This window comes from Actinoplanes subglobosus, from assembly GCF_042650585.1.
In the GTDB taxonomy this organism is placed as follows: domain Bacteria; phylum Actinomycetota; class Actinomycetes; order Mycobacteriales; family Micromonosporaceae; genus Actinoplanes; species Actinoplanes subglobosus.
In genome coordinates, this window is record NZ_JBHSBL010000005.1 from 471,727 (window position 1) to 492,033 (window position 20,307).

General features: G+C 71.9%; 21 protein-coding genes and 1 pseudogene. 13 read left to right on the forward strand and 9 right to left on the reverse strand.

Annotation, left to right across the window (positions count from 1 at the left end; genetic code table 11):
• Positions 1-16: 16 nt before the first annotated feature.
• Complete coding sequence (locus ACFO0C_RS05575; protein ID WP_378065419.1) at positions 17-550, reverse strand: superoxide dismutase family protein; 534 nt, start codon at positions 548-550, stop codon at positions 17-19.
• Between the two features lie 94 nt (positions 551-644).
• Between ACFO0C_RS05575 and ACFO0C_RS05580 the strand changes: the two genes are divergently transcribed.
• Together ACFO0C_RS05580 and ACFO0C_RS05585 are read left to right on the forward strand one after the other, a co-directional pair.
• Positions 645-1,592 carry a carbohydrate kinase family protein gene (locus ACFO0C_RS05580; RefSeq protein WP_378065420.1) on the forward strand — a complete coding sequence of 316 codons (948 nt, stop codon included), beginning with the start codon at positions 645-647 and terminating at the stop codon, positions 1,590-1,592.
• Between the two features lie 327 nt (positions 1,593-1,919).
• The gene (locus ACFO0C_RS05585; protein WP_378065421.1) at positions 1,920-2,519 is read left to right on the forward strand and encodes an SMI1/KNR4 family protein; all 600 of its coding nucleotides are present in this window, start codon (positions 1,920-1,922) and stop codon (positions 2,517-2,519) included.
• A gap of 104 nt (positions 2,520-2,623) precedes the next feature.
• Here the strand turns inward: ACFO0C_RS05585 and ACFO0C_RS05590 are convergent, their stop codons facing one another.
• The 4 genes from ACFO0C_RS05590 to ACFO0C_RS05605 are packed head-to-tail and all read right to left on the reverse strand — an operon-like array spanning position 2,624 to position 5,451.
• Entirely contained in the window at positions 2,624-3,016 is a 393-nt protein-coding gene (locus ACFO0C_RS05590; RefSeq protein ID WP_378065422.1) for a thioesterase family protein, read from the reverse strand.
• Positions 3,017-3,025: 9 nt separating this feature from the next.
• On the reverse strand, positions 3,026-4,708 hold the full coding sequence (locus tag ACFO0C_RS05595; protein WP_378065423.1) for a PH domain-containing protein: 1,683 nt from the start codon (positions 4,706-4,708) through the stop codon (positions 3,026-3,028).
• A complete protein-coding gene (locus ACFO0C_RS05600) occupies positions 4,705-5,220 on the reverse strand; it encodes a PH domain-containing protein (protein WP_378065424.1) in 516 nt (171 codons plus the stop codon). Before ACFO0C_RS05600 ends, ACFO0C_RS05595 begins: the two co-directional genes overlap by 4 nt.
• A gap of 9 nt (positions 5,221-5,229) precedes the next feature.
• Positions 5,230-5,451 carry a hypothetical protein gene (locus tag ACFO0C_RS05605; protein ID WP_378065425.1) on the reverse strand — a complete coding sequence of 74 codons (222 nt, stop codon included), beginning with the start codon at positions 5,449-5,451 and terminating at the stop codon, positions 5,230-5,232.
• A 356-nt stretch (positions 5,452-5,807) separates the two neighbouring features.
• Between ACFO0C_RS05605 and ACFO0C_RS05610 the strand changes: the two are divergent.
• The 7 genes and pseudogenes from ACFO0C_RS05610 to ACFO0C_RS05640 form a co-directional block, all read left to right on the forward strand.
• Positions 5,808-6,905: pseudogene (locus ACFO0C_RS05610) on the forward strand (AAA family ATPase); the annotation flags it as partial.
• 233 nt (positions 6,906-7,138) lie between these two features.
• The gene (locus ACFO0C_RS05615) at positions 7,139-8,152 is read left to right on the forward strand and encodes a DUF58 domain-containing protein (RefSeq protein WP_378065426.1); all 1,014 of its coding nucleotides are present in this window, start codon (positions 7,139-7,141) and stop codon (positions 8,150-8,152) included.
• A complete protein-coding gene (locus tag ACFO0C_RS05620; protein WP_378065427.1) occupies positions 8,149-9,099 on the forward strand; it encodes a VWA domain-containing protein in 951 nt (316 codons plus the stop codon). The genes ACFO0C_RS05615 and ACFO0C_RS05620 overlap by 4 nt, the downstream gene beginning before the upstream one ends.
• Positions 9,100-9,575: 476 nt before the next feature.
• Positions 9,576-10,280, forward strand: a complete 705-nt coding sequence (locus ACFO0C_RS05625; RefSeq protein WP_378065428.1) for a beta-ketoacyl-ACP reductase — start codon at positions 9,576-9,578, stop codon at positions 10,278-10,280.
• A 34-nt stretch (positions 10,281-10,314) separates the two neighbouring features.
• Positions 10,315-11,082, forward strand: coding sequence for an enoyl-ACP reductase FabI (fabI, locus tag ACFO0C_RS05630; protein WP_378065429.1), 768 nt, complete (start codon positions 10,315-10,317; stop codon positions 11,080-11,082).
• 20 nt (positions 11,083-11,102) lie between these two features.
• Positions 11,103-12,131, forward strand: a complete 1,029-nt coding sequence (locus ACFO0C_RS05635) for a ferrochelatase (protein ID WP_378065430.1) — start codon at positions 11,103-11,105, stop codon at positions 12,129-12,131.
• A complete protein-coding gene (locus tag ACFO0C_RS05640) occupies positions 12,074-12,910 on the forward strand; it encodes an HAD-IIA family hydrolase (protein ID WP_378065567.1) in 837 nt (278 codons plus the stop codon). Before ACFO0C_RS05635 ends, ACFO0C_RS05640 begins: the two co-directional genes overlap by 58 nt.
• Here the strand turns inward: ACFO0C_RS05640 and ACFO0C_RS05645 are convergent.
• Positions 12,876-13,340: a signal peptidase I gene (locus ACFO0C_RS05645; protein WP_378065431.1), complete on the reverse strand. Its 465-nt coding sequence runs from the start codon at positions 13,338-13,340 to the stop codon at positions 12,876-12,878. The genes ACFO0C_RS05640 and ACFO0C_RS05645 overlap by 35 nt on opposite strands.
• Before the next feature lie 124 nt (positions 13,341-13,464).
• Here ACFO0C_RS05645 and ACFO0C_RS05650 point away from each other — a divergent pair, with 124 nt between their 5' ends.
• Together ACFO0C_RS05650 and ACFO0C_RS05655 are read left to right on the forward strand one after the other, a co-directional pair.
• Positions 13,465-13,887: an NUDIX domain-containing protein gene (locus ACFO0C_RS05650; protein WP_378065568.1), complete on the forward strand. Its 423-nt coding sequence runs from the start codon at positions 13,465-13,467 to the stop codon at positions 13,885-13,887.
• On the forward strand, positions 13,884-14,291 hold the full coding sequence (locus tag ACFO0C_RS05655; RefSeq protein WP_378065432.1) for an NUDIX hydrolase: 408 nt from the start codon (positions 13,884-13,886) through the stop codon (positions 14,289-14,291). The genes ACFO0C_RS05650 and ACFO0C_RS05655 overlap by 4 nt, the downstream gene beginning before the upstream one ends.
• A 1,394-nt stretch (positions 14,292-15,685) precedes the next feature.
• Here the strand turns inward: ACFO0C_RS05655 and ACFO0C_RS05660 are convergent.
• Positions 15,686-16,192 carry an NUDIX domain-containing protein gene (locus ACFO0C_RS05660; protein WP_378065433.1) on the reverse strand — a complete coding sequence of 169 codons (507 nt, stop codon included), beginning with the start codon at positions 16,190-16,192 and terminating at the stop codon, positions 15,686-15,688.
• Positions 16,189-16,971 carry a hypothetical protein gene (locus ACFO0C_RS05665; protein WP_378065434.1) on the reverse strand — a complete coding sequence of 261 codons (783 nt, stop codon included), beginning with the start codon at positions 16,969-16,971 and terminating at the stop codon, positions 16,189-16,191. Before ACFO0C_RS05665 ends, ACFO0C_RS05660 begins: the two co-directional genes overlap by 4 nt.
• Before the next feature lie 89 nt (positions 16,972-17,060).
• On the opposite strand from ACFO0C_RS05665, the gene ACFO0C_RS05670 reads away from it, so the two are divergent.
• Positions 17,061-17,879 carry a DUF3097 domain-containing protein gene (locus ACFO0C_RS05670; RefSeq protein WP_378065435.1) on the forward strand — a complete coding sequence of 273 codons (819 nt, stop codon included), beginning with the start codon at positions 17,061-17,063 and terminating at the stop codon, positions 17,877-17,879.
• Here the strand turns inward: ACFO0C_RS05670 and pdxR are convergent.
• A complete protein-coding gene (gene pdxR / locus ACFO0C_RS05675) occupies positions 17,848-19,392 on the reverse strand; it encodes a MocR-like pyridoxine biosynthesis transcription factor PdxR (RefSeq protein ID WP_378065569.1) in 1,545 nt (514 codons plus the stop codon). The two genes, ACFO0C_RS05670 and pdxR, sit on opposite strands and share 32 nt — an antisense overlap.
• A 41-nt stretch (positions 19,393-19,433) precedes the next feature.
• On the opposite strand from pdxR, the gene ACFO0C_RS05680 reads away from it, so the two are divergent.
• Positions 19,434-20,307, forward strand: an 874-nt coding sequence (locus ACFO0C_RS05680) for a DMT family transporter (RefSeq protein WP_378065436.1), incomplete at its 3' end; no start/stop codon positions are given.

A 20,307-nucleotide genomic window follows, 5' to 3' on the forward strand; every position in this document is an offset into this window, starting at 1 on the left:
CCCGGCGGCCCGCTGATCAGCCCCGGGTCAGGCACGCCAGCCGTGCCCCCGCCATGCCGGCCTGACCCGGCCCGGTGTGCGTGTGCTCGGCGTGCAGCACCAGCGACCGCGGCTGCCGGTCGTCGGTGAACGTCCAGTCCTGCGCGCTGACCGCCCGGCCGACACCGTTGCGGTCGGCGATGAAGTCCAGCCACACCTCGTTGCGGGGATTGGCGTAGGCCGGGTCGGACGACGGCTTGCCCGGTCCGGCGGCGGGGTCGAGGCGGTGCTGGTAGTGCGGGCCGGCGTCGGCCGGATCCTTGCCGCACGGGTTGGTGTGCAGGTGGGCGCCGTACGGCCGGCCCGGCTTCAGTCCGGTCGCGAGCAGGTTCACCCGTACCCCGTCATGGTTTTGGATGATCGTGACCGTGGCCCGCGCGCCTGCCGGGACCACCGCGGTGTCGTAGGTCACGGCGCGGGCCCCGTCGCGCCAGGTCTTGAAGGTCCCCTCCGCGACGGGAGCCGGCGCGAGCAGCAGCGGCGTGACCATCGCCAGCACTAACGTATTCATCTGCCGATTGTCGCAAATTTACAGAAATAGGCCTGATGATCGGATAAGTCTGGCCTGCTTGGGACCCTCCGCCCCGGGATGAGAGGGTGGCAGCGTGGGCTACGCGATGGTGATGGGCGAGGCGCTGATCGACCTGCTCGAAGCGGACCTCGACGGCGAACAGGTCTACCGGCAGGCGATCGGCGGGGCACCCCTCAACGTCGCCGTCGGCGTCGCCCGGCTCGGCGGCGACGCCCGGTTCGCGGGCAGCCTCAGCACCGACGTCCTCGGCGACCGGATGGCCGCCTTCCTGCGCGCGGCCGGAGTCGACGGGCAGGGCGTGCGCCGGGTCGCCGTCCCCACCACGCTCGCGGTCACCACTTTCGAGGGCGCCGAGCCGACGTTCACGTTCTACGGGGAGCCGCCGTCCTACGCGCTCCTCACACCGGCCGACATCGACCTGCCGGCGGTCGGCGGGGCGGCGGTCCTCTACACCGGGTCCATCAGCCTGCTCCGCGAGCCGTTCCTCAGCGCCGCCCGCGCCGCCTGGACCCACGCCACCGCATCCTCCGGCCCGCTGCGGGTCTTCGATCCCAACGCGCGGCCCACCCTGCTGCCCGACACCGCCGCGGTCGACGCCCTCCGCGACCTCGCCGAGGAATTCTTCAGTACCGCCGACCTGGTAAAACTCAGCTCGGCCGATGCGATCGTCCTCTACGGCGACCACGATCCGGCGTCCGCGGCGGCCCGCATCCTCGCCCTCGGCGCGGGAGCGGTCGTCGTCACCTGCGGCTCCCGCGGCGCGCACGTCGCCGCCCCCGACGGTGCGACCGACATCCCGGCGCCCCTGGTCAAGGCCATCGACGCGACCGGTGCCGGCGACTCGGTGATGGCCGCCCTGATCAGCCGCCTCCTCACCGGCGGACGTCCCGCGGACCTGGCAGGCTGGTCGGAGCACGTCCGCTTCGCACTCTCGGTGGCCGGCCTGGTCTGCGAACGACAGGGCGGTGCCACCGCGATGCCGACCCCGTCCGACTTGCGGGACCGCTGGGGAGATCTCTGATTCGGTACGGCCACGAAAAGTCCCCTGACCACACCGCGACGCAGGCGAAACACCGGACCGTCCGGCGACCGCCGGGCTGGGGGCCGCTGGTCACCGTCACCCCACCTTCCGCGGTCGAGGTCTGCCGTCCGGTCAAGGCCAGTTAGCGACGGCCCGCGAACTGACCGTGACCACGGAACCTGTCCAGCTGCGGCAATGCGGGTGCGACCTGGCCGCGAAGTGGTCGTCATCAGGCCAGTCGCCGGGGACTCCAGCAGGCAACGCACCGGGCCACGTCGTCGACGATCGCGTAGCGGGCCGGTCATACCCACGCGCTATCGTCCGGCCGTGACTGAGATCGACTGGTCGGACGTCCGGCCTCGCCTCGCCGCTCTCGCCGGCGGCGCGGAGGTCGTCGGCGACGGGCTTCATCGTCCGCTGGAGCCGCCGCTGACCGGTGACGAGCTCGCCGAGCTGGAGACCCAGATCGGCGTCGCCCTCCCCGAGGACTATCGGGCCTTTCTACGGCAGGCCGGCCGGGGCGGCGCCGGTCCCTGCTACGGGCTGTTCCCGCCGCGTCGCGTCGCCGGCCGCTGGACCTGGGAGGGATCACCGACGAGGCCGGAGACCCTGGCCCGCCCGTTCGCCCGCATCCGCGGCTTCGTCCCTGACGACTACCGGCGGGAACGCCCGCTCCATGAGGGGATTCCCGACCTCTGGGGTGAGGTGCCGGCGGACCTGCCGGAGGACGCCGTCCACTCCGACGGCCTGCTCTACCTGTGCGACATGGGTTGCGCCGCGTGGGTGACGCTGGTGGTGAGCGGCCCGTCCCGTGGCCAGATCTGGACGGATTTCTGCGCCGACGGCGAGGGCTTCCAGCCCGAACAGAACGCGGACGGCAGCCGGATGACCTTCACCGACTGGTACCGAGGCTGGCTCCGCATGTAGCCCGGCCCGAGTTCCGCCGGCCATCGGATCACCCCGCCCGTAGCCGGGAGCAGCGGCCCGCCGACCGAACTGTCGGCCGCCGTCGGCGCACCCGGCCGCGGAGGTCAGTCGCCGAGGGCGCGGGCGATGAACAGTTGGCGGTCGACGACGATGCGTTCGATACGGACCTCGGCCACCAGGGTCTCGCCGTCGTTGACGGTCACCTCGAAGAGAAGCCTCGGCCCGTCCACCTTGGTCAGGGTGGCCTGCGCGGCGACCCGCCGCCCGACCGGCACGGGTGTCCGGTGGTCGACGTCGGCCCGGCTGCCGACGGTGGTGACGCCGCCGGGGATCGTCCGGGCGGTGGCGGCGACTGTCGCGGCCTCGGCTAGGGCCAGCAGCCGGGGCGTGCCGAGAACGGGCACGTCGCCGGAGCCGAAGTACTGGGCGGTATCAGCGTCGGTGACCGTCAACTCGACCCGGGCGCTGAGACCGGGCGCGAACTCCGGAAGCTCCATCGCCAAAGCTTAAGACTGTTCGGGCCGCTGCCAGTACGTCTCGTCGACGGTCTCGCCGAACGGTGGGTCAACCGCGCCCGGCGGTACCACCCCAGGCCCCCCGAAGCCGGGCGAAACCACCCCGGCCGCCGAGCCACCGGGCCCAGCCACCCCAGGCGGCACAGCGCTGGGCGTCGCGAGGCCTGGAGTGCCGAGACCCGGTGGGACGGAAACTGGCGGGTTGTGGGCCAGGGCGGCCCGCGCCTGGCGGGAGCGGGTCGCCAGCTGGTCGGCGATCGCGTAGGCCTCGGTCAGGTCGCGGTCCCGGGCCTCGCCCGCGCGGCCGCCCGCGGTGTCGGCGTAGACGGTGGCCAGGCCGAGACGGCGCTGCAACGGGCCCTGGACGACGCGGACGCTCTGCAGCCGCGCATACGGCACCAGGGTCATCTCCCTGGTGAGCCGCCCGGACCGGCTGACGAAGACCTGGTCGGCCAGCCCGGCGCCGTAGAAACGCAGGCCGAACGGGTGCAGCCACTTCGCCCGGAGTGGTGGTGGGGACGTGGCCAGGCCGATCAGGTCCACACCGGGGAGGGCGGCGGCGACCAGGGCGCGGGCCGCTGCCACGTCACCGACCGGCATGAGGCGGTCGGACGCGTGGTCGTCGCCCGGTTCGGGGCCGGAGACCCCGGCGATGTCGAGCGTCAGGTGCAGCCATTGCTTGGCCCGCCACAGCAGCGGCCAGGTGACCCGGACGGTCTGGACCCGGTGCGGCGGGACCACCTGGCTGCGGGTCTCGGTGAGCCCGTAGTGCAGGACGAGCCGATCGCCGCGGAACAGCCGGAAGTCCCAGTCGCGCAGCACCCGCCGGATGGGCTGCAACAGCACACCGGCCATCGCGGTGACGGTGCTGGCGATGCCGATGAAGGTCCAGGTGCCCTCCATCACGAACTGGGTGATCACCCAGGCGACGCCGAACGGCAGGAAGAACGCCTGCGGGGTGAGCAGCTGACTGATCAGCAGATCCTGATTGCGGACCTGGTAGAGCGGCACCTCCCGGACGCCGGCGGCCGCGGGGGTGGCGACCGCGGGAGCCTTGCCGGACAGCGACAGCAGCCGCTCCCGGAGCGCCCCGGCGTCGCGGACGGTGAGATAGGCGAGTGGGGCCTCGGTCTTGCTGCCGCCGACCACCTCCAGCCGCAACTCGGCGAGGCCGGTGAGCTGGGCCAGCAGCGGCCGCCGCACCTCGACGGCCTGGAGCCGGTCGAGCGGGATGGCCCGGTTGCGGCGCCAGATGAGTCCCTCGGTGATCCGCAGTTCCCGTCCGACGACGTGATAGCCGGTGTTCCACCAGCCGATCGCCGAGAAGATCACCACGGCCACGGCGACCGCCAGCACGATCAGTGCGAAGTCGGTTGCCCCGACCTCGCCGAGCGTGTTCCACGACAGGGCCGCGACGATCACGGCGATGCTCTTGGCGCCCTTCAGCAGAGGGCTGAGCGGATGCAGCCGCTGCCGAGCCTCACCCTCGGGCGGACCGGGGACCGCTGAGATCGTCCCCACCTGCTGCGCAGCGCCGCCGGCCGGTGGAAGGCTGCCGGAGGAAAAGCTGGAAGCCGAAGGGGTGGCGGGCGAAGGGCTCGCCGGCGGAGGGGTGCCCGGGAGCGGGTCGCCCGGGGTCGCCTGCGGCGGGTGGGGGAATCCGGCGCTGGTCACAGGCCCTCGGCCCGGTCCTCGCCGAGGGCGGTCAGCCGGTCGCGGAGCCGGGACGCCTCGTCCGGGGGCAGGCCCGGGACCCGTGCGTTGCTGGCCGCGGCGGCGGTGTGCAGCTGTACCGTGGCCAGGCCGAAGGCGCGCTCCAACGGGCCGGCGGTGACGTCGACGTACTGCATCCGCGCATACGGCACGATGGACAGGTGCCGGACCAGCAGGCCGTGCCGGACGAGCAGGTCCTTGTCGCGCTCGGCGTAACCCCAGGCGCGCACGGCGCGGGCGGCGACGACGGCCCGCCAGACGGCCAGGACCAGCACCGCACCCATCCCCCAGAACCACCACGAGCCGCCGACGATCAGGTGGCCGGCGATCAGCCCGCCGAGGAGCACCGCGGCCCAGACGGCGATGCCGATGAGGTGGACGATGATCAGCCGGCTGGAGACGGGGCGCCACACCACGGTGCCGGGCCAGGGCTCTAGGGCATCGACGACGGTCGGCGCGGACGGCTCACTCACAACTAGAGCCTAGGAGACGACCGCACCGTCCGACGAGGCGAAGGGAGTGACCTCACGCAGGAATCCGCGGGCTTCGAGGAACGAGCTGAGGGAAGCACGATGATCGGTGCAGGCCAGCCACGTCTTCCGCCGGTCCGGCGTGTGGATTTTCGGATTGTTCCAGAGGAGCTGCCACTCGGCGGACGCCCGGCAGCCCTTGGAGGAGCACTGGGGCGGGAAGTCCTCGACCATGCCGTAACCCTACGGCTGGGAGAAAAAGTTTGAGCGCCGGGCGACCACGGGGGAAGTCGCCCGGCGACGGCTCAAATGCTACACGCATCCCAAGGTCGCGTGAGTACCCGGTGACGGTGCCCGATCCGGCGGATCGCGCAGAAAGATCCACACCTTTGGCCAATGGCATTCTGGGCTGCGAAGACGAGCGGATCCGGCGATGATGACGCCCGGATGACGACACGGCTCCCTATGCTGCCGTGCAGTGCCGCTGCGGGGGCTCTTAGGAACCTCCCAGCCGTGTGCTGTTGTCTGTCGTGTAAGTCTTGACCGTCGGCGTCGAAGAGCCGGCGCATCTCGACAGTTGTGGAGGACCGGTGGCGCAGCCGAGCACGTCTGAGACCGAGACCAGCGCCGACGCCGGCGTGCCGGTGCCGCCCGCGCAGGACGCGTCGCAGCTCGAGCGCGCCATGTTCGAGGTCAAGCGGGTCATCGTGGGCCAGGACCGGATGGTCGAGCGGATGTTCGTGGCCCTGCTGGCCCGTGGCCACTGCCTGCTGGAGGGCGTGCCCGGGGTGGCGAAGACGCTCGCCGTGGAGACGCTGGCCAAGGTGGTCGGCGGCACGTTCTCCCGGGTGCAGTTCACTCCGGACCTGGTGCCCGCGGACATCGTCGGTACCCGGATCTACCGGCAGTCGACCGAGCAGTTCGATGTGGAGCTCGGCCCGGTCTTCGTCAACTTCCTGCTGGCCGACGAGATCAACCGGGCTCCGGCCAAGGTGCAGTCGGCGCTGCTCGAGGTGATGGCCGAGCACCAGGTGTCGATCGGCGGCAAGAGCTACGACGTGCCCGACCCGTTCCTGGTGATGGCCACGCAGAACCCGATCGAGCAGGAGGGTGTCTACCCGCTGCCCGAGGCGCAGCGGGACCGCTTCCTCATGAAGATCGTGGTCGGCTATCCGACCGACGCCGAGGAGCGGGAGATCGTCTACCGGATGGGGGTGAGCGCCCCCGAGCCGAAGCAGATCTTCACCCCGGCCGACCTGCTGGCCCTGCAGCGCCGCGCCGACCAGGTGTTCGTCCACAACGCCCTGGTCGACTACACGGTCCGCCTGGTGCTGGCGACCCGCGCCCCGGCGCAGCACGGCATGCCCGACGTGGCACAGCTGATCCAGTACGGCGCGAGTCCCCGCGCCTCGCTCGGCATCGTCCGGGCGACGCGTGCCCTGGCCCTGCTGCGTGGCCGTGACTACGCGCTCCCGCAGGACGTGCAGGACATCGCGCCCGACATCCTGCGGCACCGCCTCGTGCTCAGCTACGACGCGCTGGCCGACGACATCCCGGCCGACCACATCGTGGCCCGGATCATGCAGATGGTGCCGCCGCCGCAGGTGTCGTCGCGTCAGAGCTCGCCCAACGGACAGCCCACGCCGCCCGTCTTCGGCCAGCCGGGCCAGCCCGGGCAGCCAGGCCAGCCGGTCTTCGGCCACCCGGGCCACCCCGGTCAGCCCGGGGCGCCGGTCCCGGCGCACCCCGGCCCGCTGACTCCGGTCGCCTCCGGCCAGCCACCGGTCGCGCAGTTCGTGGCGGGCCCGGGCGGCCCGGGCGCCGCCGGCCCGGCCGGTGTGCAGCCGACCAGCGGGGTCCCGGCGGCGACCTTCGACAGCCGGCCCCCGCAGCCGGGCACCGGCGCCTGGCCGAGCCAGTCATGACCCCTCCGGGCGCCGCGATGCCCGTCGCCCCGGAGGAGGCGGCCCGGGCCGAGGCGGTCCTCGGCCGGCTCCAGCTGCTCGTCACGCGCAAGCTGGACGGCCTGCTCCAGGGCGACTACGCGGGTCTGCTGCCGGGGCCGGGCAGTGAGGCCGGTGAGTCCCGGGAGTACCGGCCGGGCGACGACGTACGCCGGATGGACTGGCCGGTGACGGCACGCACCACGATGCCGCACGTGCGCCGGACGGTGGCCGACCGCGAGCTGGAGACGTGGCTGGCGGTGGACCTGTCGGCGAGTCTCGACTTCGGCACCGCCAAGTGGCTGAAACGGGATCTCGTGATCGCGGCCGCCACGGCCATGGCCCATCTGACAGTCCGGGGCGGCAACCGGATCGGCGCTGTGGTGGGCACCGGGTCCGGCGTACCGGAGAAGGGGTCTGACGGGAAGTGGTGGCGCCGTAAGGCGGCCGCGAAGGCCGAGCCGCCGCCCTCGTCCCCGGTGTTGCGACTGCCGGCGCGGCCCGGCCGCAAGGAGGCGCAGGGCCTGCTGCGGGCGATCGCCGGGACGCGGATCCGGCCGGGCCGGGCCGATCTCGGTGAGTTGATCGACATGCTGAACCGGCCACCCCGGCGGCGTGGCGTGGCCGTGGTGATCTCCGACTTCCTGGCGCCGGTGGAGAGCTGGGCCCGCCCGGTGAAGAAGCTGGGGGTGCGCCACGACGTGCTGGCCATCGAGGTGGTCGACCCGCGTGAGCTGGAGCTTCCGGATGTCGGGGTGCTGACCCTGGCCGATCCGGAGTCCGGGGCGCTGCACGAGGTGCAGACGTCGGATGCGAAACTGCGCCATCGGTATGCCGAGGCGGCCGGCCAGCAGCGTGCCGCGATCGCCCGCGCGCTGCGTGCGGCCGGTGCCGCCCATCTGCGGCTGCGCACCGACACCGACTGGCTGCTCGACATGGTCCGCTTCGTGGCCGCTCAGCGCCACGCCCGTACCCGAGGGACCACACGATGATCCGTTTCCTGGAGCCGTGGTGGCTGCTGACCCTGCTACCGGTCCTGGCGATGGCCGGGGCCTATGTCTGGCGGCAGTTCCGCAAGCGGCAGTACGCGATGCGGTTCACCAACGTCGACCTGTTGCGCACCCTGGCGCCGAAAGGGCTGGGCTGGCGCAAGCACGTGTCGGCGGCCGCGTTCCTGCTGATGCTGGGTGCGCTGGCGGCGGCGACGGCCCGCCCGTCGGTCGACACCGAGGAGCCGCTCGAGCGGGCCACGGTGATGCTCGCCATCGACGTGTCGCTGTCGATGCAGGCCGAGGACGTGGAGCCGAGCCGGATCGAGGCGGCACAGGAGGCGGCCAAGTCGTTCGTGAGCGAGCTGCCACCGACGTACAACCTGGGTCTGGTGTCCTTCGCGAAGGCGGCGAACGTGCTGGTCGCGCCGACGAAGGACCGGTCCGCGGTGATCTCCGCGATCGACGGTCTGACGCTGGCCGAGGCGACCGCGACCGGTGAGGCGGTGTTCACCTCGCTGGACGCGATCCGGATGGTGCCGTCGGACGGGGCGGACGGTGCTCCGCCGGCCCGGATCGTGCTGCTCTCCGACGGTTACCGCACGTCAGGGCGTTCGGTCGAGGACGCGGCGGCCGCGGCGGCGCAGGCCAACGTGCCGGTGTCGACGATCGCGTTCGGTACCGACACGGGTGTGGTCGACATCCGCGGCTCGGTGCAGCGGGTGCCGGTGGACAGGCTGTCGCTGCAGGACCTGGCAGAGCAGACGAAGGGCTACTTCTACGAGGCGGCGTCGGTCAGTGAGCTGAAGCAGGTCTACGAGGACATGGGCAGCTCGATCGGGCATCGCACCGAGCCACGCGAGGTGACGCAGTGGTATGCGGCGGTCGGCCTGCTGCTGGGGCTGGCCGGTGCCGCGATGAGCCTGCTCTGGACATCGAGGCTGCCCTGATCGGCTACGGGGTGTTGTGGGCGAGCACGAAGAGCACGACGACCCACGCCGAGAGCAGGGTGAAACCGAGGGGCGCGACGAAGTTACGCATGGTTGAACCGTCTTCCGCTGGCGACTGAGCAAAGGGCGCTGTGGTCGGTCGCGGCCGGAAACCATCGCACACGGAGAAGCCGGCGCAGAGCCGGTAGGCGTATGAGATGGGGGTCTTCTGGTCAGCGGTCAGAAACGCTGACGAGCGTCCCGGCCACGACTAGGAGGATCGCTATCTCGCACAGCGATCACCTCCGTAGCTCGTCGGGCCTGGGAACCGGTTGGGAGCGTACTCCTTAATCGCAACTTAAGAAAATCGGCCCGCACTGAACGGGGTGTAAGTCGGCGGGCCCGTCCCTCCGGGGTGGGACGGCGGGCCGATAGTCTCGCTCTTCAGGGGCCGGTTGTGACCCTGAGTGAGTGACGCCTGTCGAATGGAGTGTGTTGTGGCTCGCACCGTTCTGGTGACCGGAGGAAACCGCGGTATCGGCCTGGCCATCGCCCAGGCGTTCGCGAAGCAGGGCGACCGGGTGGCGGTCACCCACCGTGGTTCCGGCGCGCCCGAGGGCCTGTTCGGTGTGCAGTGCGACATCACCGACTCGGACGCTGTCGACGCCGCGTTCACGACCGTGGAGAACGAGCTCGGGCCGGTCGAGGTGGTCGTCGCGAATGCCGGCATCACCGACGACACGCTGCTGCTGCGGATGAGCGAGGAGCAGTTCGAGCGGGTCATCGACACCAACCTGACGGGCGCGTTCCGGGTGGCGAAGCGGGCCAGCTCCAAGATGCTGCGCGCCAAGTGGGGCCGGATCATCTTCATCTCGTCGGTGGTCGGCCTGTACGGCGGGCCCGGCCAGGTGAACTACGCGGCGAGCAAGGCCGGCCTGGTCGGCATGGCCCGTAGCATCACGCGTGAGCTGGGCGGCCGCAACATCACGGCGAACGTGGTGGCGCCCGGCTTCATCGAGACGGAGATGACCGCCGTCCTGTCGGACACCCGCAAGGCCGAGATCATCAAGGCCGTCCCGGCCGGTCGTCTCGCCTCCACCGACGAGGTCGCCGCGGCGGTCACCTTCCTGGCAAGCGACAGTGCGGCTTACATCTCGGGCGCCGTGCTGCCGGTCGACGGTGGTCTCGGAATGGGCCACTGAAGTCCCGGGTAATTTTTTCAGGAGAGTAATTCAAGTGTCTGGACTGCTGGCCGGAAAACGGCTGCTCATCACGGGTGTCATCACCGACGCCTCGATCGCCTTCTCGGCGGCGAAGATCGCCCAGGAGCAGGGGGCGACGGTCGTGCTGACCGGCTTCGGCCGCCTGTCCCTGGTGGAGCGGATCGCCAAGCGGCTGCCGGAGCCGGCGCCGGTCATCGAACTGGACGTGACGAACGAGGAGCACCTCGCCGGCCTGGCCGACAAGGTCCGCGAGCACGTCGACGGGCTGGACGGCGTGGTCCACTCGATCGGCTTCGCTCCGCCGTCCTGCCTCGGCGGCGGCTTCATGGACGCGCCGTGGGAGGACGTGGCCACCGCTGTCCACGTCTCCACGTACTCGTACAAGTCGCTGGCCAGGGCGGCCCTGCCGCTGATGTCGTCGGGCGGCAGCGTGGTCGGCCTGACCTTCGACGCCACCAGCGCGTGGCCGGTCTACGACTGGATGGGCGTGGCCAAGGCCGGTCTCGAGTCCGCCTCCCGTTACCTCGCGCTGCACCTGGGCAAGCAGGGCATCCGCAGCAACCTGGTGGCGGCCGGCCCGCTGCGCACCATCGCCGCCAAGTCGATCCCGGGCTTCGAGCAGTTCGAGGACGCGTGGGCGGAGCGGGCGCCGCTCGGCTGGGATCTGCACGACACCAGTGCCGCGGGCAAGGCGATCTGTGCCCTTCTGTCCGACTGGTTCCCGGCGACCACTGGTGAGGTTGTGCACGTTGACGGGGGTTACCACGCGATCGGGGCATAGTCCGGTGGCAGGATGGACGGGTGGTTTACGACGCGTTCGTCCTGCTCTCCTTCGGCGGCCCTGAGAAGCCCGATGACGTGATGCCGTTCCTGCGTAACGTGGTTCGCGGGCGCGGCGTTCCGGACGAGCGCCTCGCCGAGGTGGCTGAGCACTACATGCACTTCGGCGGGGTGTCCCCGATCAATCAGCAATGCCGTGACCTGCTCGCGGCGATCGATGCCGAGTTCGCGGCACACGAGACCGGCCTGCCCACGTACTGGGGCAATCGCAACTGGCATCCGATGCTCGCCGACACCGTGGCGCAGATGCGCGACGACGGTGTCGAGCACGCTCTCGGCTTCGCCACCAGCGCCTACGGCGGGTATTCCTCCTGCAAGCAGTATTGGGAGGACATCGCCGCGGCCCGGGCCCACGTCGGCCCGCGCGCTCCCCGGATCGCCAAGCTGCGGCAGTTCCACGACGATCCCGGTTTCGTCGGCCCGCACACCGAGGCGGTGACCGCGGCGCTGGCCCGGCTCGACCCGGACCGCCGGGCCAGCACCCGGCTGGTCTTCACCGCCCACTCCATCCCGGTGAGCATGGCCGAGACGGCCGGCCCGACCGGTGGCCGTTACAACGCCCAGCTGGAGGAGACCGCGCGCCTGGTGCACGCGGCCGCCGCCGCCGACCTGCCCTACGACCTGGTCTGGCAGAGCCGGTCCGGCCCGCCGCAGGTGCCGTGGCTGGAGCCGGACATCAACGACCACCTGGAAGCGCTCGCCGCCAAGGGCGTGACCGATGTCGTGGTCAGCCCGATCGGCTTCGTCTCCGACCACCTCGAGGTCATCTGGGACCTGGACAACGAGGCCAAGGACACCGCGGACCGGCTCGGCCTCGGTTACGAGCGGGCCCTGACGCCCGGCGTCCACCCGGAGTTCGTGTCGATGATCCGCCGGCTGGTACAGGAGCGGACCGGTGACCGGTCGCGGGAGTCGCTCGGTACGCTCCCGATCTGGGATGTCTGCCCCGCGGACTGCTGTCCCCCACCCGCGCGACGAAAGGCGTCCTGATGAAGGAGCGCAAGGCGATCGAGAGCTGGCTCACCGACATGGACGGTGTGCTCGTCCACGAGGGTGAGCCGGTGCCGGGCGCACCCGAGTTCGTCAACCGGATGAAGGAGAGCGGCAAGCCGTTCCTCATCCTCACCAACAACTCCATCTACACGCCCCGTGACCTGCAGGCCCGCCTCTTCCGGATGGGTTTCGACGTCGACGAGCAGTCGATCTGGACGGCCGCGCTGGCGACCGCGCAGTTCCTGGCCGACCAGCGGCCCGGCGGCACCGCCTACGTGATCGGCGAGGCCGGCCTGACCACGGCCATGCACGCGGCCGGCTACATCCTCACCGAGTTCGAGCCGGACTACGTGGTCCTCGGCGAGACCCGCACCTACAGCTTCGAGGCGATCACCAAGGCGATCCGGCTGATCAGCGCCGGGTCCCGGTTCATCTGCACCAACCCGGACGCGACCGGACCGTCCAACGAGGGCCTGCTCCCGGCGGCCGGCTCGGTCGCGGCGATGATCTCCCAGGCGACCGGCGTGAAGCCGTACTTCGTCGGCAAACCCAACCCGATGATGATGCGCTCGGCGCTCAACGCGATCGGCGCGCACAGCGAGACCACCGCGATGATCGGCGACCGGATGGACACCGACGTCCTCTGCGGTCTCGAGGCCGGGCTGGAGACGATCCTCGTGCTGACCGGCATCAGCAGCCGGCTGGAGAGCGAGACCTACCCCTACCGGCCGTCCCGCATCATCAACTCGGTCGCCGATCTGATCGACGAGATCTAAACCACCACCACCCGAGGGGTACGGCCAGAGCCAGCGCCGTCAGTACGAGGTTCAGGTACCGGCCCTCGATCCACCAGAGCACCGGCAGCCCGAGCCGGGGCGCACGCAGACGCCACACCCCGGTGACCGTCCCTTTCGGCACCGGGGCCGCGTCGGCGACCCGGTTCGCGTCCCCCCGGGTGACGAGCCGCCCGTCCCCGGTGGTCCCGACGATGCGGTGCAGCACGTACCGCCCGGGCCGGCGCGGGTCGTGGAACCGGATCACCAGCCCGTTCCGCAGCCGGTCCGCGGGGACCGGCGAGGTGACGACGACATCGCCCGCCTCGACGACCGGGCTCATCGAACCGGAGATCACCACCGACGTCGACCATCCGAACCGCGCCGGCACCGTGCCGCAGACCAGCAGCACACCCGCCGCGGCCAGGATCATCCGGATCACATCCCCCCGGTCGGCCGCAACGGTCCCCGGCTGAGCCCGGTAGCCTTCTGCAGTGCCGTGGGAAGAGTCGTACCTGGGGAAGTTACGGGCGATCACCGGAGCCGAGCCGGTCCTGATGACGATCGGGGCCAGGGCCGTGGTCCGCGACCCGGACGGGCGGGTCCTGCTGATCCAGCGCAACGACAACAGCCGCTGGGCGCTGCCGGCCGGCACCATGGAGCTCGGCCAGACGGTGCGTGACTGCGCGATCCGGGAGGTGTACGAAGAGACCGGCCTGACCGCGCACACCGTCACGCCGTTCGCCCTCTACTCCGGCGAGCACCTGCACACCAACGTGTTCGGGGCCACCTACCAGCACGTGTCGCTGGCCGTGCGGGTCGACTCGTGGTCCGGTGACCTGGTCCGGGTCACCGATGAGACCCTGGACGCCGGGTTCTTCGCCCTCGACGCCCTCCCGGCGGACCTGTCCGCCGCGGTGCCGGTCACCCTCGACCACCTGGCCCGTTTCGAGGCCGGCGACCCCTTCGTGCTCGCATGACCGCCGTCGACGTGGTCGTGGCGGCGGCCTGGGTGCACGTCCGGGACCGGCGGGTTCTCACCGTGCGGGCCGGCGACTCGGACGCGTTCTACCTGCCCGGCGGCAAACCCGAACCGGGCGAGACCGACGCCGAGGCCGCGGCCCGCGAGGTGCTGGAGGAGGTCGGTATCACCGTCGAACCGGCGGACCTGCGGCCGTTCGTCACCATCGACGCCCCGGCCCACGGACGCCCGCCCGGAACCCGCGTCCGGCTGGTCTGCTTCACCGGCGACTCGGACGGCATCCCGGCGCCGGCCGCCGAGATCACCGAACTGGGCTGGTTCACCTCAGCGGACGCCCCGCGCTGCGCCCCGGCCATCCGCCTCCTGCTCGACGAACTGGTCAAGGCCGACCTGATCGACTAGCCACGCGGTCGGCCGCTGGTCGTGAAGCCTTTCAAGATCACGCCGCTTCCCCGATCGCGCCCACGAGCGCACCCGGTCACCGTCGCGGGTGCGCTGACCGCCCTCAGCAGGGCGCGCCCGGTGTACCCGTTCCCGGTGCGGGTGCGCTGGCCGTCCCGCAGTAGGGCGCTCGGTGTGCCTGTTCCCGGTGCGGGTGCGCTGGCGGTCTCTCAGTAGGGCGCTCGTTGTACCTGTTCCCGGTGTGGGTGTGTTGGTGGCTCGTCAGGAGGGCGATCGGTGCGCCCGGTCGGTGGTTTGGGTTTGCCTGTCGGCTCTGGAGCGGCGGTGGGGGTCCTCGTTCCGGGCCTGGGTGCGCTGGTCGCCCTCAATAGGGTGCGCTCGGTGTACCCGTTCCGGGTGTGGGTGTGTTGGTCGCCCGTCAGAGGGCGGTTACAGACGCGCTGACGGGTTTCATGTTTCGGGGCCGACGCGGATTGGCTGCTCAGGTGCCCTATCGGCGAAGTATGCCGAGCGGAGATGGATCAATCGGCCCGCAACTGGACCTCCGGCTCGGGTCAGATGTGGCGGCTTCGCACGGCCATTCCCCGACTCGGTCGGATGAATTGGGCGAAAGTGCGCAAGTAGTGCGGTTAGAACTACCCAAATTATTCGTAACCACCATCTCAGGAGGGCGATTGGTGCGCCCGGTCGGTGGTTTGGGTTTGCCTGTCGCCTCTGGAGCGGCGGTGGGGGTCCTCGTTCCCGGCCTGGGTGTGTGGCCGTCCCTCGGTAAGGCGCTCGGTGTAGCCGTTCCGGGTGTGGGTGTGTTGGCCGTCCCTCAGTAAGGCGCTCGGTGTAGCCGTTCCGGGTGTGGGTGTGTTGGCCGTCCCTCAGTAGGGCGCTCGGTGTGCCTGTTGACGGTGCGGGTGTGTTGGGGGCTCGTCAGGGGGCGATCGGTGCGCTCGATCGGTGGTTTGGGTTTGCCTGTCGCCTCTGGAGGGGCGACGCATGCACCCGGCCCAGCAGTCGGGTGGGCTCGTCGCCCGTAACCCCCGAGGTCGGCCGCGGCCGGACTGGCATTCGGGTGCGCTGGGTGCACCGTGTCCGGACGAAGTGTCGGCAACGCGCGGCGGGCGCGGAGAGCGGGGTAGCGGGTAGCGGGGAAGGGAGAGCGGGGAAGGGAGAGCGGGGAACGGAGAGCGGGGAACGGTGAGCGGGGAACGGTGAGCGGAGGGCGGGGAAGGGGGAGCGGGGAACGGTGAGCGGAGAGCAAGGAACGGAGAGCGGGGAACGGAGAGCGGGGAACGGAGAGCGGGGAACGGAGGGCGGGGAACGGAGAGCGGAGGGCGGGGAACGGAGGGCGGGGTAGCGGAGAGCGGAGAGCGGGTAGCGGAGAGTAGGGAGTGGGTGGAGCTCTAGCGGCGGTCGGTGAACCAGCGTGTCGCGATCGTCGTGTGGATGCTGAAGCCCAGCTCTGTCGGGCCGTAGAGGACCTCGCGGCTCAACGTCTCGTCGTCGTCCGGCGGTGGGGGCGGCAGGTGGCCCGTGCTCGGCAACGCCGGCAACAGGCCGAACACCAGGATCGTTCCGTCGGGGGCACTGATCGTGTCGTACAGCCGTACCCCCGAGGGGTCTGCCTGAACGCCGGTCTCCTCGAACAGCTCGCGGACCGTGGCGGCCTGCCATGTCTCGCCGACGTCGATGAAGCCGCCCGGCAGGGCGAGCCGGCCGCGGGCCGGCGCGATGCCGCGCCGCACCGCCAGCAGTCCGTGACCGACCGGCTGGACGGCGACGGCGACGGGGCTCGGGTTGAGATAGCTGGTCTCGCCGCACCCGCCGCACCGGCGTGGCCAGGTCTGACCGGCCGGGAAACGGGCACCGCAGAACGTGCAGTGCGCGTAGCGGTCCTGCACGGGCGTCACGGGTGCAGCGGGGAGTTGCAGGCCGCGACGAGGGCCTGGCGGCACGCGGCGGTGAGCGGGCGCAGCGCCTCGTCACGCTGCTGGGCCTCGTAACCGTTGACGGCACCGCCGGGCGCGTTGGTCCCGGCGAGGGCCAGCACCTGGTCGAGGACGCTGGCGCGGGCGAACAGACGGCGTGACCGCGGGTCGAACCCGGGCGGCAGCGTCTCGGTGCTCTCCGGGCGGCGCAGGGCCTGCAGCGCGCCGGCGAGCTCCGGTTTCCACTGGGCCACGTCCAGTTTGGTGAGCCGGGTCGTCGCCTCGCCGAGGGCGGCGGTCAGCTGGGCCTCGGCCTCGGCGGCGCCCATCTGGAACACCGCCCGGTGCTCGGGCGCCGGCATCACCCGCCACAGCACCGTCTCGAACTCCACACCGGAACCCGACGTGTGCCGCCGCACCTCGGGCACCACCCCGAACCCCGGTGTCATCACGGCCTCGCCGGCCAGCAGTGCCGCGCCGGTCAGGTCGCCGGGGCCGGGCAGTCCGCGTGGGTCGCCGGGGACCGGCAGGACCAGGCGGATCTCGTCGGGCCGCAGCTTCGCGAAGATCGGCAGGCCCTGGCTGAGCGGGACGTCCGTCCAGGTGCCGGGGGCGTCGGCGACGAGGTGCTCCTCGTCCGCGGCGATCTCGTCGGCCAGCTCGTCGAACGGGACGAGGCCGGCACGCCAGGCGCGCACCCAGGCGACGAACCTGGTGGACCGGCGTGCGGTACGGGTGGCCGCATCGGCTGCGGGTGACATGCGAGCAAGGGTACGTGCCACCCATGACAGTTGTCTCGGCTCGGAGCGTCACCGAGGGTGTGTCCGTGATCGCGCATACAGTGCGGGGCATGTATGGGGAGGATGTGATGGCGGGCAACTGGCGCCGCCGCAAGGTGATACCGGAGGTGGAGGCCGAACCCGATCTGGTCGTCGAGGACGCCGACTCCGGGTTCTGCGGTGCGGTCGTCGGGTTCGAGCTGGGCGCTGTCGTGCTGGAGGACCGGTTCGGGAAACGCCGTAACTTCCCGCTCACGCCGGCCGCTTTCCTGCTCGACGGGGAGACGGTCACGCTGGTCAGACCCGTTGCGCGGCAGCAGCCGCAGCAGCGCCGGGTGACCGCGTCCGGATCGATCGCCGTCGCCGGGGTGAAGGCGCGGGTCGCGAAGGCCAGCCGGATCTGGGTCGAGGGCGTCCACGACGCGGCACTGGTCGAGCGGATCTGGGGTGACGACCTGCGCATCGAGGGGATCGTCGTGGAGCCGCTCGACGGCATCGACGACCTTGCCGCGGCGGTCGCCGAATTCCGTCCGAGTGGCCATCGCAGGCTTGGCGTTCTGGTCGACCACCTTGTCGCCGGGTCCAAGGAGAGCCGGATCGTCGCCGCCGTGACCGACCCGAACGTGCTGGTCACCGGTCACCCCTACGTGGACGTGTGGCAGGCGGTCAAGCCGGAGCGGGTCGGTCTGCGGGCCTGGCCGGTGATTCCGCCGGGCCGCCCGTGGAAGGAGGGCGTCTGCGAGGCGGCCGGCGTCCGGGAGCCCGCCGACATGTGGCGGCGCATCCTCGCGTCGGTCAGCTCCTACCGGGACGTCGAGACCCCGTTGATCAACTCGATGGAGCGGCTCATCGATTTCGTCACGGTCCTCGACGAACCCGCGGAGGACTGAGGGCGCGGCCCGCAGCCGGAGTGTCCAGGGCGCGGCCCGGAGGGCTGAGGGCGCGGCCGATCCGGGCGGCGGCCTCGGCGAGGCGGTCCGGCGGATGGGCGGCGTAGCCGATGACCAGGCCCGGCGGCCCGGGACGGCGACGATGCCAGGACAGCGGATGCACCTGTACGCCGGTGGCCGCGACCCGCCGCGCCAGGACGGTGTCGTCGGCCGTGCCCGGGAGCAGCACCAGCACGTGGAGCCCGGCCGCGACGCCGGCGACGCGGGCCTCCGGCAGATGCGCGCGCAGACCGGTGAGCAGTGCGTCACGGCGGGATCTCTGCCGGGTACGGACCCCGCGCAGATGCCGGTCGTGGTCCCCGGAGGACAGCAGCTGCGCCAGCACCAGCTGCGGCAGAGCCGGATTGCCCAGATCGGACGCGTGCTTGGCGGCGAGCAGTTCGGCCTGCATGCCGCGTGGCGCGATCAGCCAGCCGGTCCGCATCGCCGGGGCCAGCGACTTCGACACGCTGCCCAGATAGGCGACCCGCTCCGGTGCCGAACCCTGCAGGGCGGCGACGGGCGCCCGGTCGTACCGGTGCTCGGCGTCGTAGTCGTCCTCGATCACCAGCCCGCCACCGTTCCCGGACGTCGTCCCGCCGCCTGCCGGGCGTGCCCCGGCGGCCCACGCCAGGAGCTCGCGCCGCCGTTCCGGGGACAGCACCACCCCGGTCGGGAACTGGTGCGCCGGTGTCAGCAGCGCCGCCTCCACACCGGTGGCGGCCAGCTCACCGACCCGTATGCCGTGCTCGTCCACCGGCACGCCGACCGGCCGCATCCCCCAGAACGCCAGCTGGTCGGCGGCGCCCCGGGACCCCGGGTCCTCGACCGCGAGCGTGTCCACGCCCCGGGCCCGCAACACCTGCGCGAGCAGCACGAGACCTTGCGCGACCCCGGCGGTGACGACGACGTCGTCCGCTTCGCACCGCACTCCCCGGGTACGCGCCAGCCAGCCCACCAGCTCCGCCCGCAGTCGTGGCGTACCGCCGGGGTCGCCGTACCGCAGGTCGGCGGCGGTGACCCGGTCGAGGACGGCCCGTTCCGCCCGCAGCCAGGCGGCCCGCGGGAACGCCGACAGGTCCGGCACTCCCGGCGACAGGTCGATGTCGATGCCGTCCGCTGTGGAGAGCGGCAGCCGCAGCTCGTCGAGGGTCCGCCGCCGGTCGCCGGCCGGCCGTGCCGCCCGCCGGACACCGCGCCCGGTGACCACTGTCCCCGACCCGGTCCGCGCTTCCGCGAGCCCCTCGTCGACGAGCCGCTGATAGGCCTGCACCACGACGCCCCGGGAGACGCCCAGCTCACCGGCGAGCAGCCGGGTGGCGGGCAGCCTCGATCCCGGTGACAGCCGCCCGGCCGCCACCGCCGCGCGCAGCCCCTCGGTGAGCCAGGCGGTCAGCCCCTTGGCAGGCGCCTCCCCGGCTCGTAGCTGCAGGAAGTCCGATCCGGAAATTGGTCCACCTCGCCGCCGTCGAATTGGCCCTCGAACCGGACCATACTCCGTCCGAGCATCGACGTATGAAAGCTCTCCCGGCCCTCGCCGGCGCGGCCGGCATGCTCTTCGTCGGTGGCAGCGTCGCCGTCTCCGGCCACCTCGCCGACGCCCCGGTGCACACCGTCCAATCCCTCCGCTACGCCACCGCCTGCCTGCTGCTCCTGGTCTGGGCGCGGGCCACCGGGAGCCCGGTGCACCGGCCCCGCGGGCGGGAGTGGCTGTGGCTGCTCGGCGTCACCGTCACCGGTCTGGTGCTCTTCAACGTGGCCCTGGTCCAGGGCTCCCGGCACGCCGAACCCGCGGTCATCGGCGTGGCCGTCGCCTGCGTCCCGATCGTCCTGGCCGCCGCCGGCCCGCTGCTCGAAGGCCGCCGGCCCGCCGCCCGGGTGCTGACCGCCGCTCTGGTCGTGACGGCCGGCGCGATGCTGGTCCAGGGGCTCGGCCGCACCGACGCGGCCGGGCTGTTCTGGGCCGCCGTCACGTTCGCCTGCGAGGCCGCGTTCACCCTGCTCGCCGTCCCGGTGCTGGGCCGCCACGGTCCGCTCGGGGTGTCCGTGCACGCCACCTGGCTGGGCGCGGTGATGTTCGCGGTGACCGGGCTGGCCGTCGAGGGGCCGTTCGCGGTCACCCGGATCCACCTCGACGACCTGGTGGCCGGCGCCTACCTCGCGGTGCTGGTCACGGCGGTCGCGTTCCTCCTCTGGTACACGTGCGTGGCCCGCATCGGCGCCGGCCGGGCCGGGCTGCTGACCGGTCTCGCACCGATCGCCGCCGCCGCGACCGGGGTGGCCCTGGGCGGCCCGCTTCCGGCCCCGGCCGTCTGGCTGGGCATCGCCACGGTCGCCGTGGGGCTGGCCGTCGGCCTGGCCGGGCCGGCCGGGGCGGCGGCCCGGCCGG

Bases quoted from the DNA above. Each gene is read 5' to 3' on its own strand.
- ACFO0C_RS05670 (WP_378065435.1), top strand. From the start codon at position 17,061: ATGTATGGGGAGGATGTGATGGCGGGCAACTGGCGCCGCCGCAAGGTG.
- ACFO0C_RS05665 (WP_378065434.1), bottom strand. From the start codon at position 16,971: ATGTCACCCGCAGCCGATGCGGCCACCCGTACCGCACGCCGGTCCACC.
- ACFO0C_RS05605 (WP_378065425.1), bottom strand. From the start codon at position 5,451: ATGGTCGAGGACTTCCCGCCCCAGTGCTCCTCCAAGGGCTGCCGGGCG.
- ACFO0C_RS05590 (WP_378065422.1), bottom strand. From the start codon at position 3,016: ATGGAGCTTCCGGAGTTCGCGCCCGGTCTCAGCGCCCGGGTCGAGTTG.
- ACFO0C_RS05655 (WP_378065432.1), top strand. From the start codon at position 13,884: ATGACCGCCGTCGACGTGGTCGTGGCGGCGGCCTGGGTGCACGTCCGG.
- ACFO0C_RS05615 (WP_378065426.1), top strand. From the start codon at position 7,139: ATGACCCCTCCGGGCGCCGCGATGCCCGTCGCCCCGGAGGAGGCGGCC.
- ACFO0C_RS05620 (WP_378065427.1), top strand. From the start codon at position 8,149: ATGATCCGTTTCCTGGAGCCGTGGTGGCTGCTGACCCTGCTACCGGTC.
- ACFO0C_RS05650 (WP_378065568.1), top strand. From the start codon at position 13,465: ATGACGATCGGGGCCAGGGCCGTGGTCCGCGACCCGGACGGGCGGGTC.
- ACFO0C_RS05645 (WP_378065431.1), bottom strand. From the start codon at position 13,340: ATGATCCTGGCCGCGGCGGGTGTGCTGCTGGTCTGCGGCACGGTGCCG.
- ACFO0C_RS05575 (WP_378065419.1), bottom strand. From the start codon at position 550: ATGAATACGTTAGTGCTGGCGATGGTCACGCCGCTGCTGCTCGCGCCG.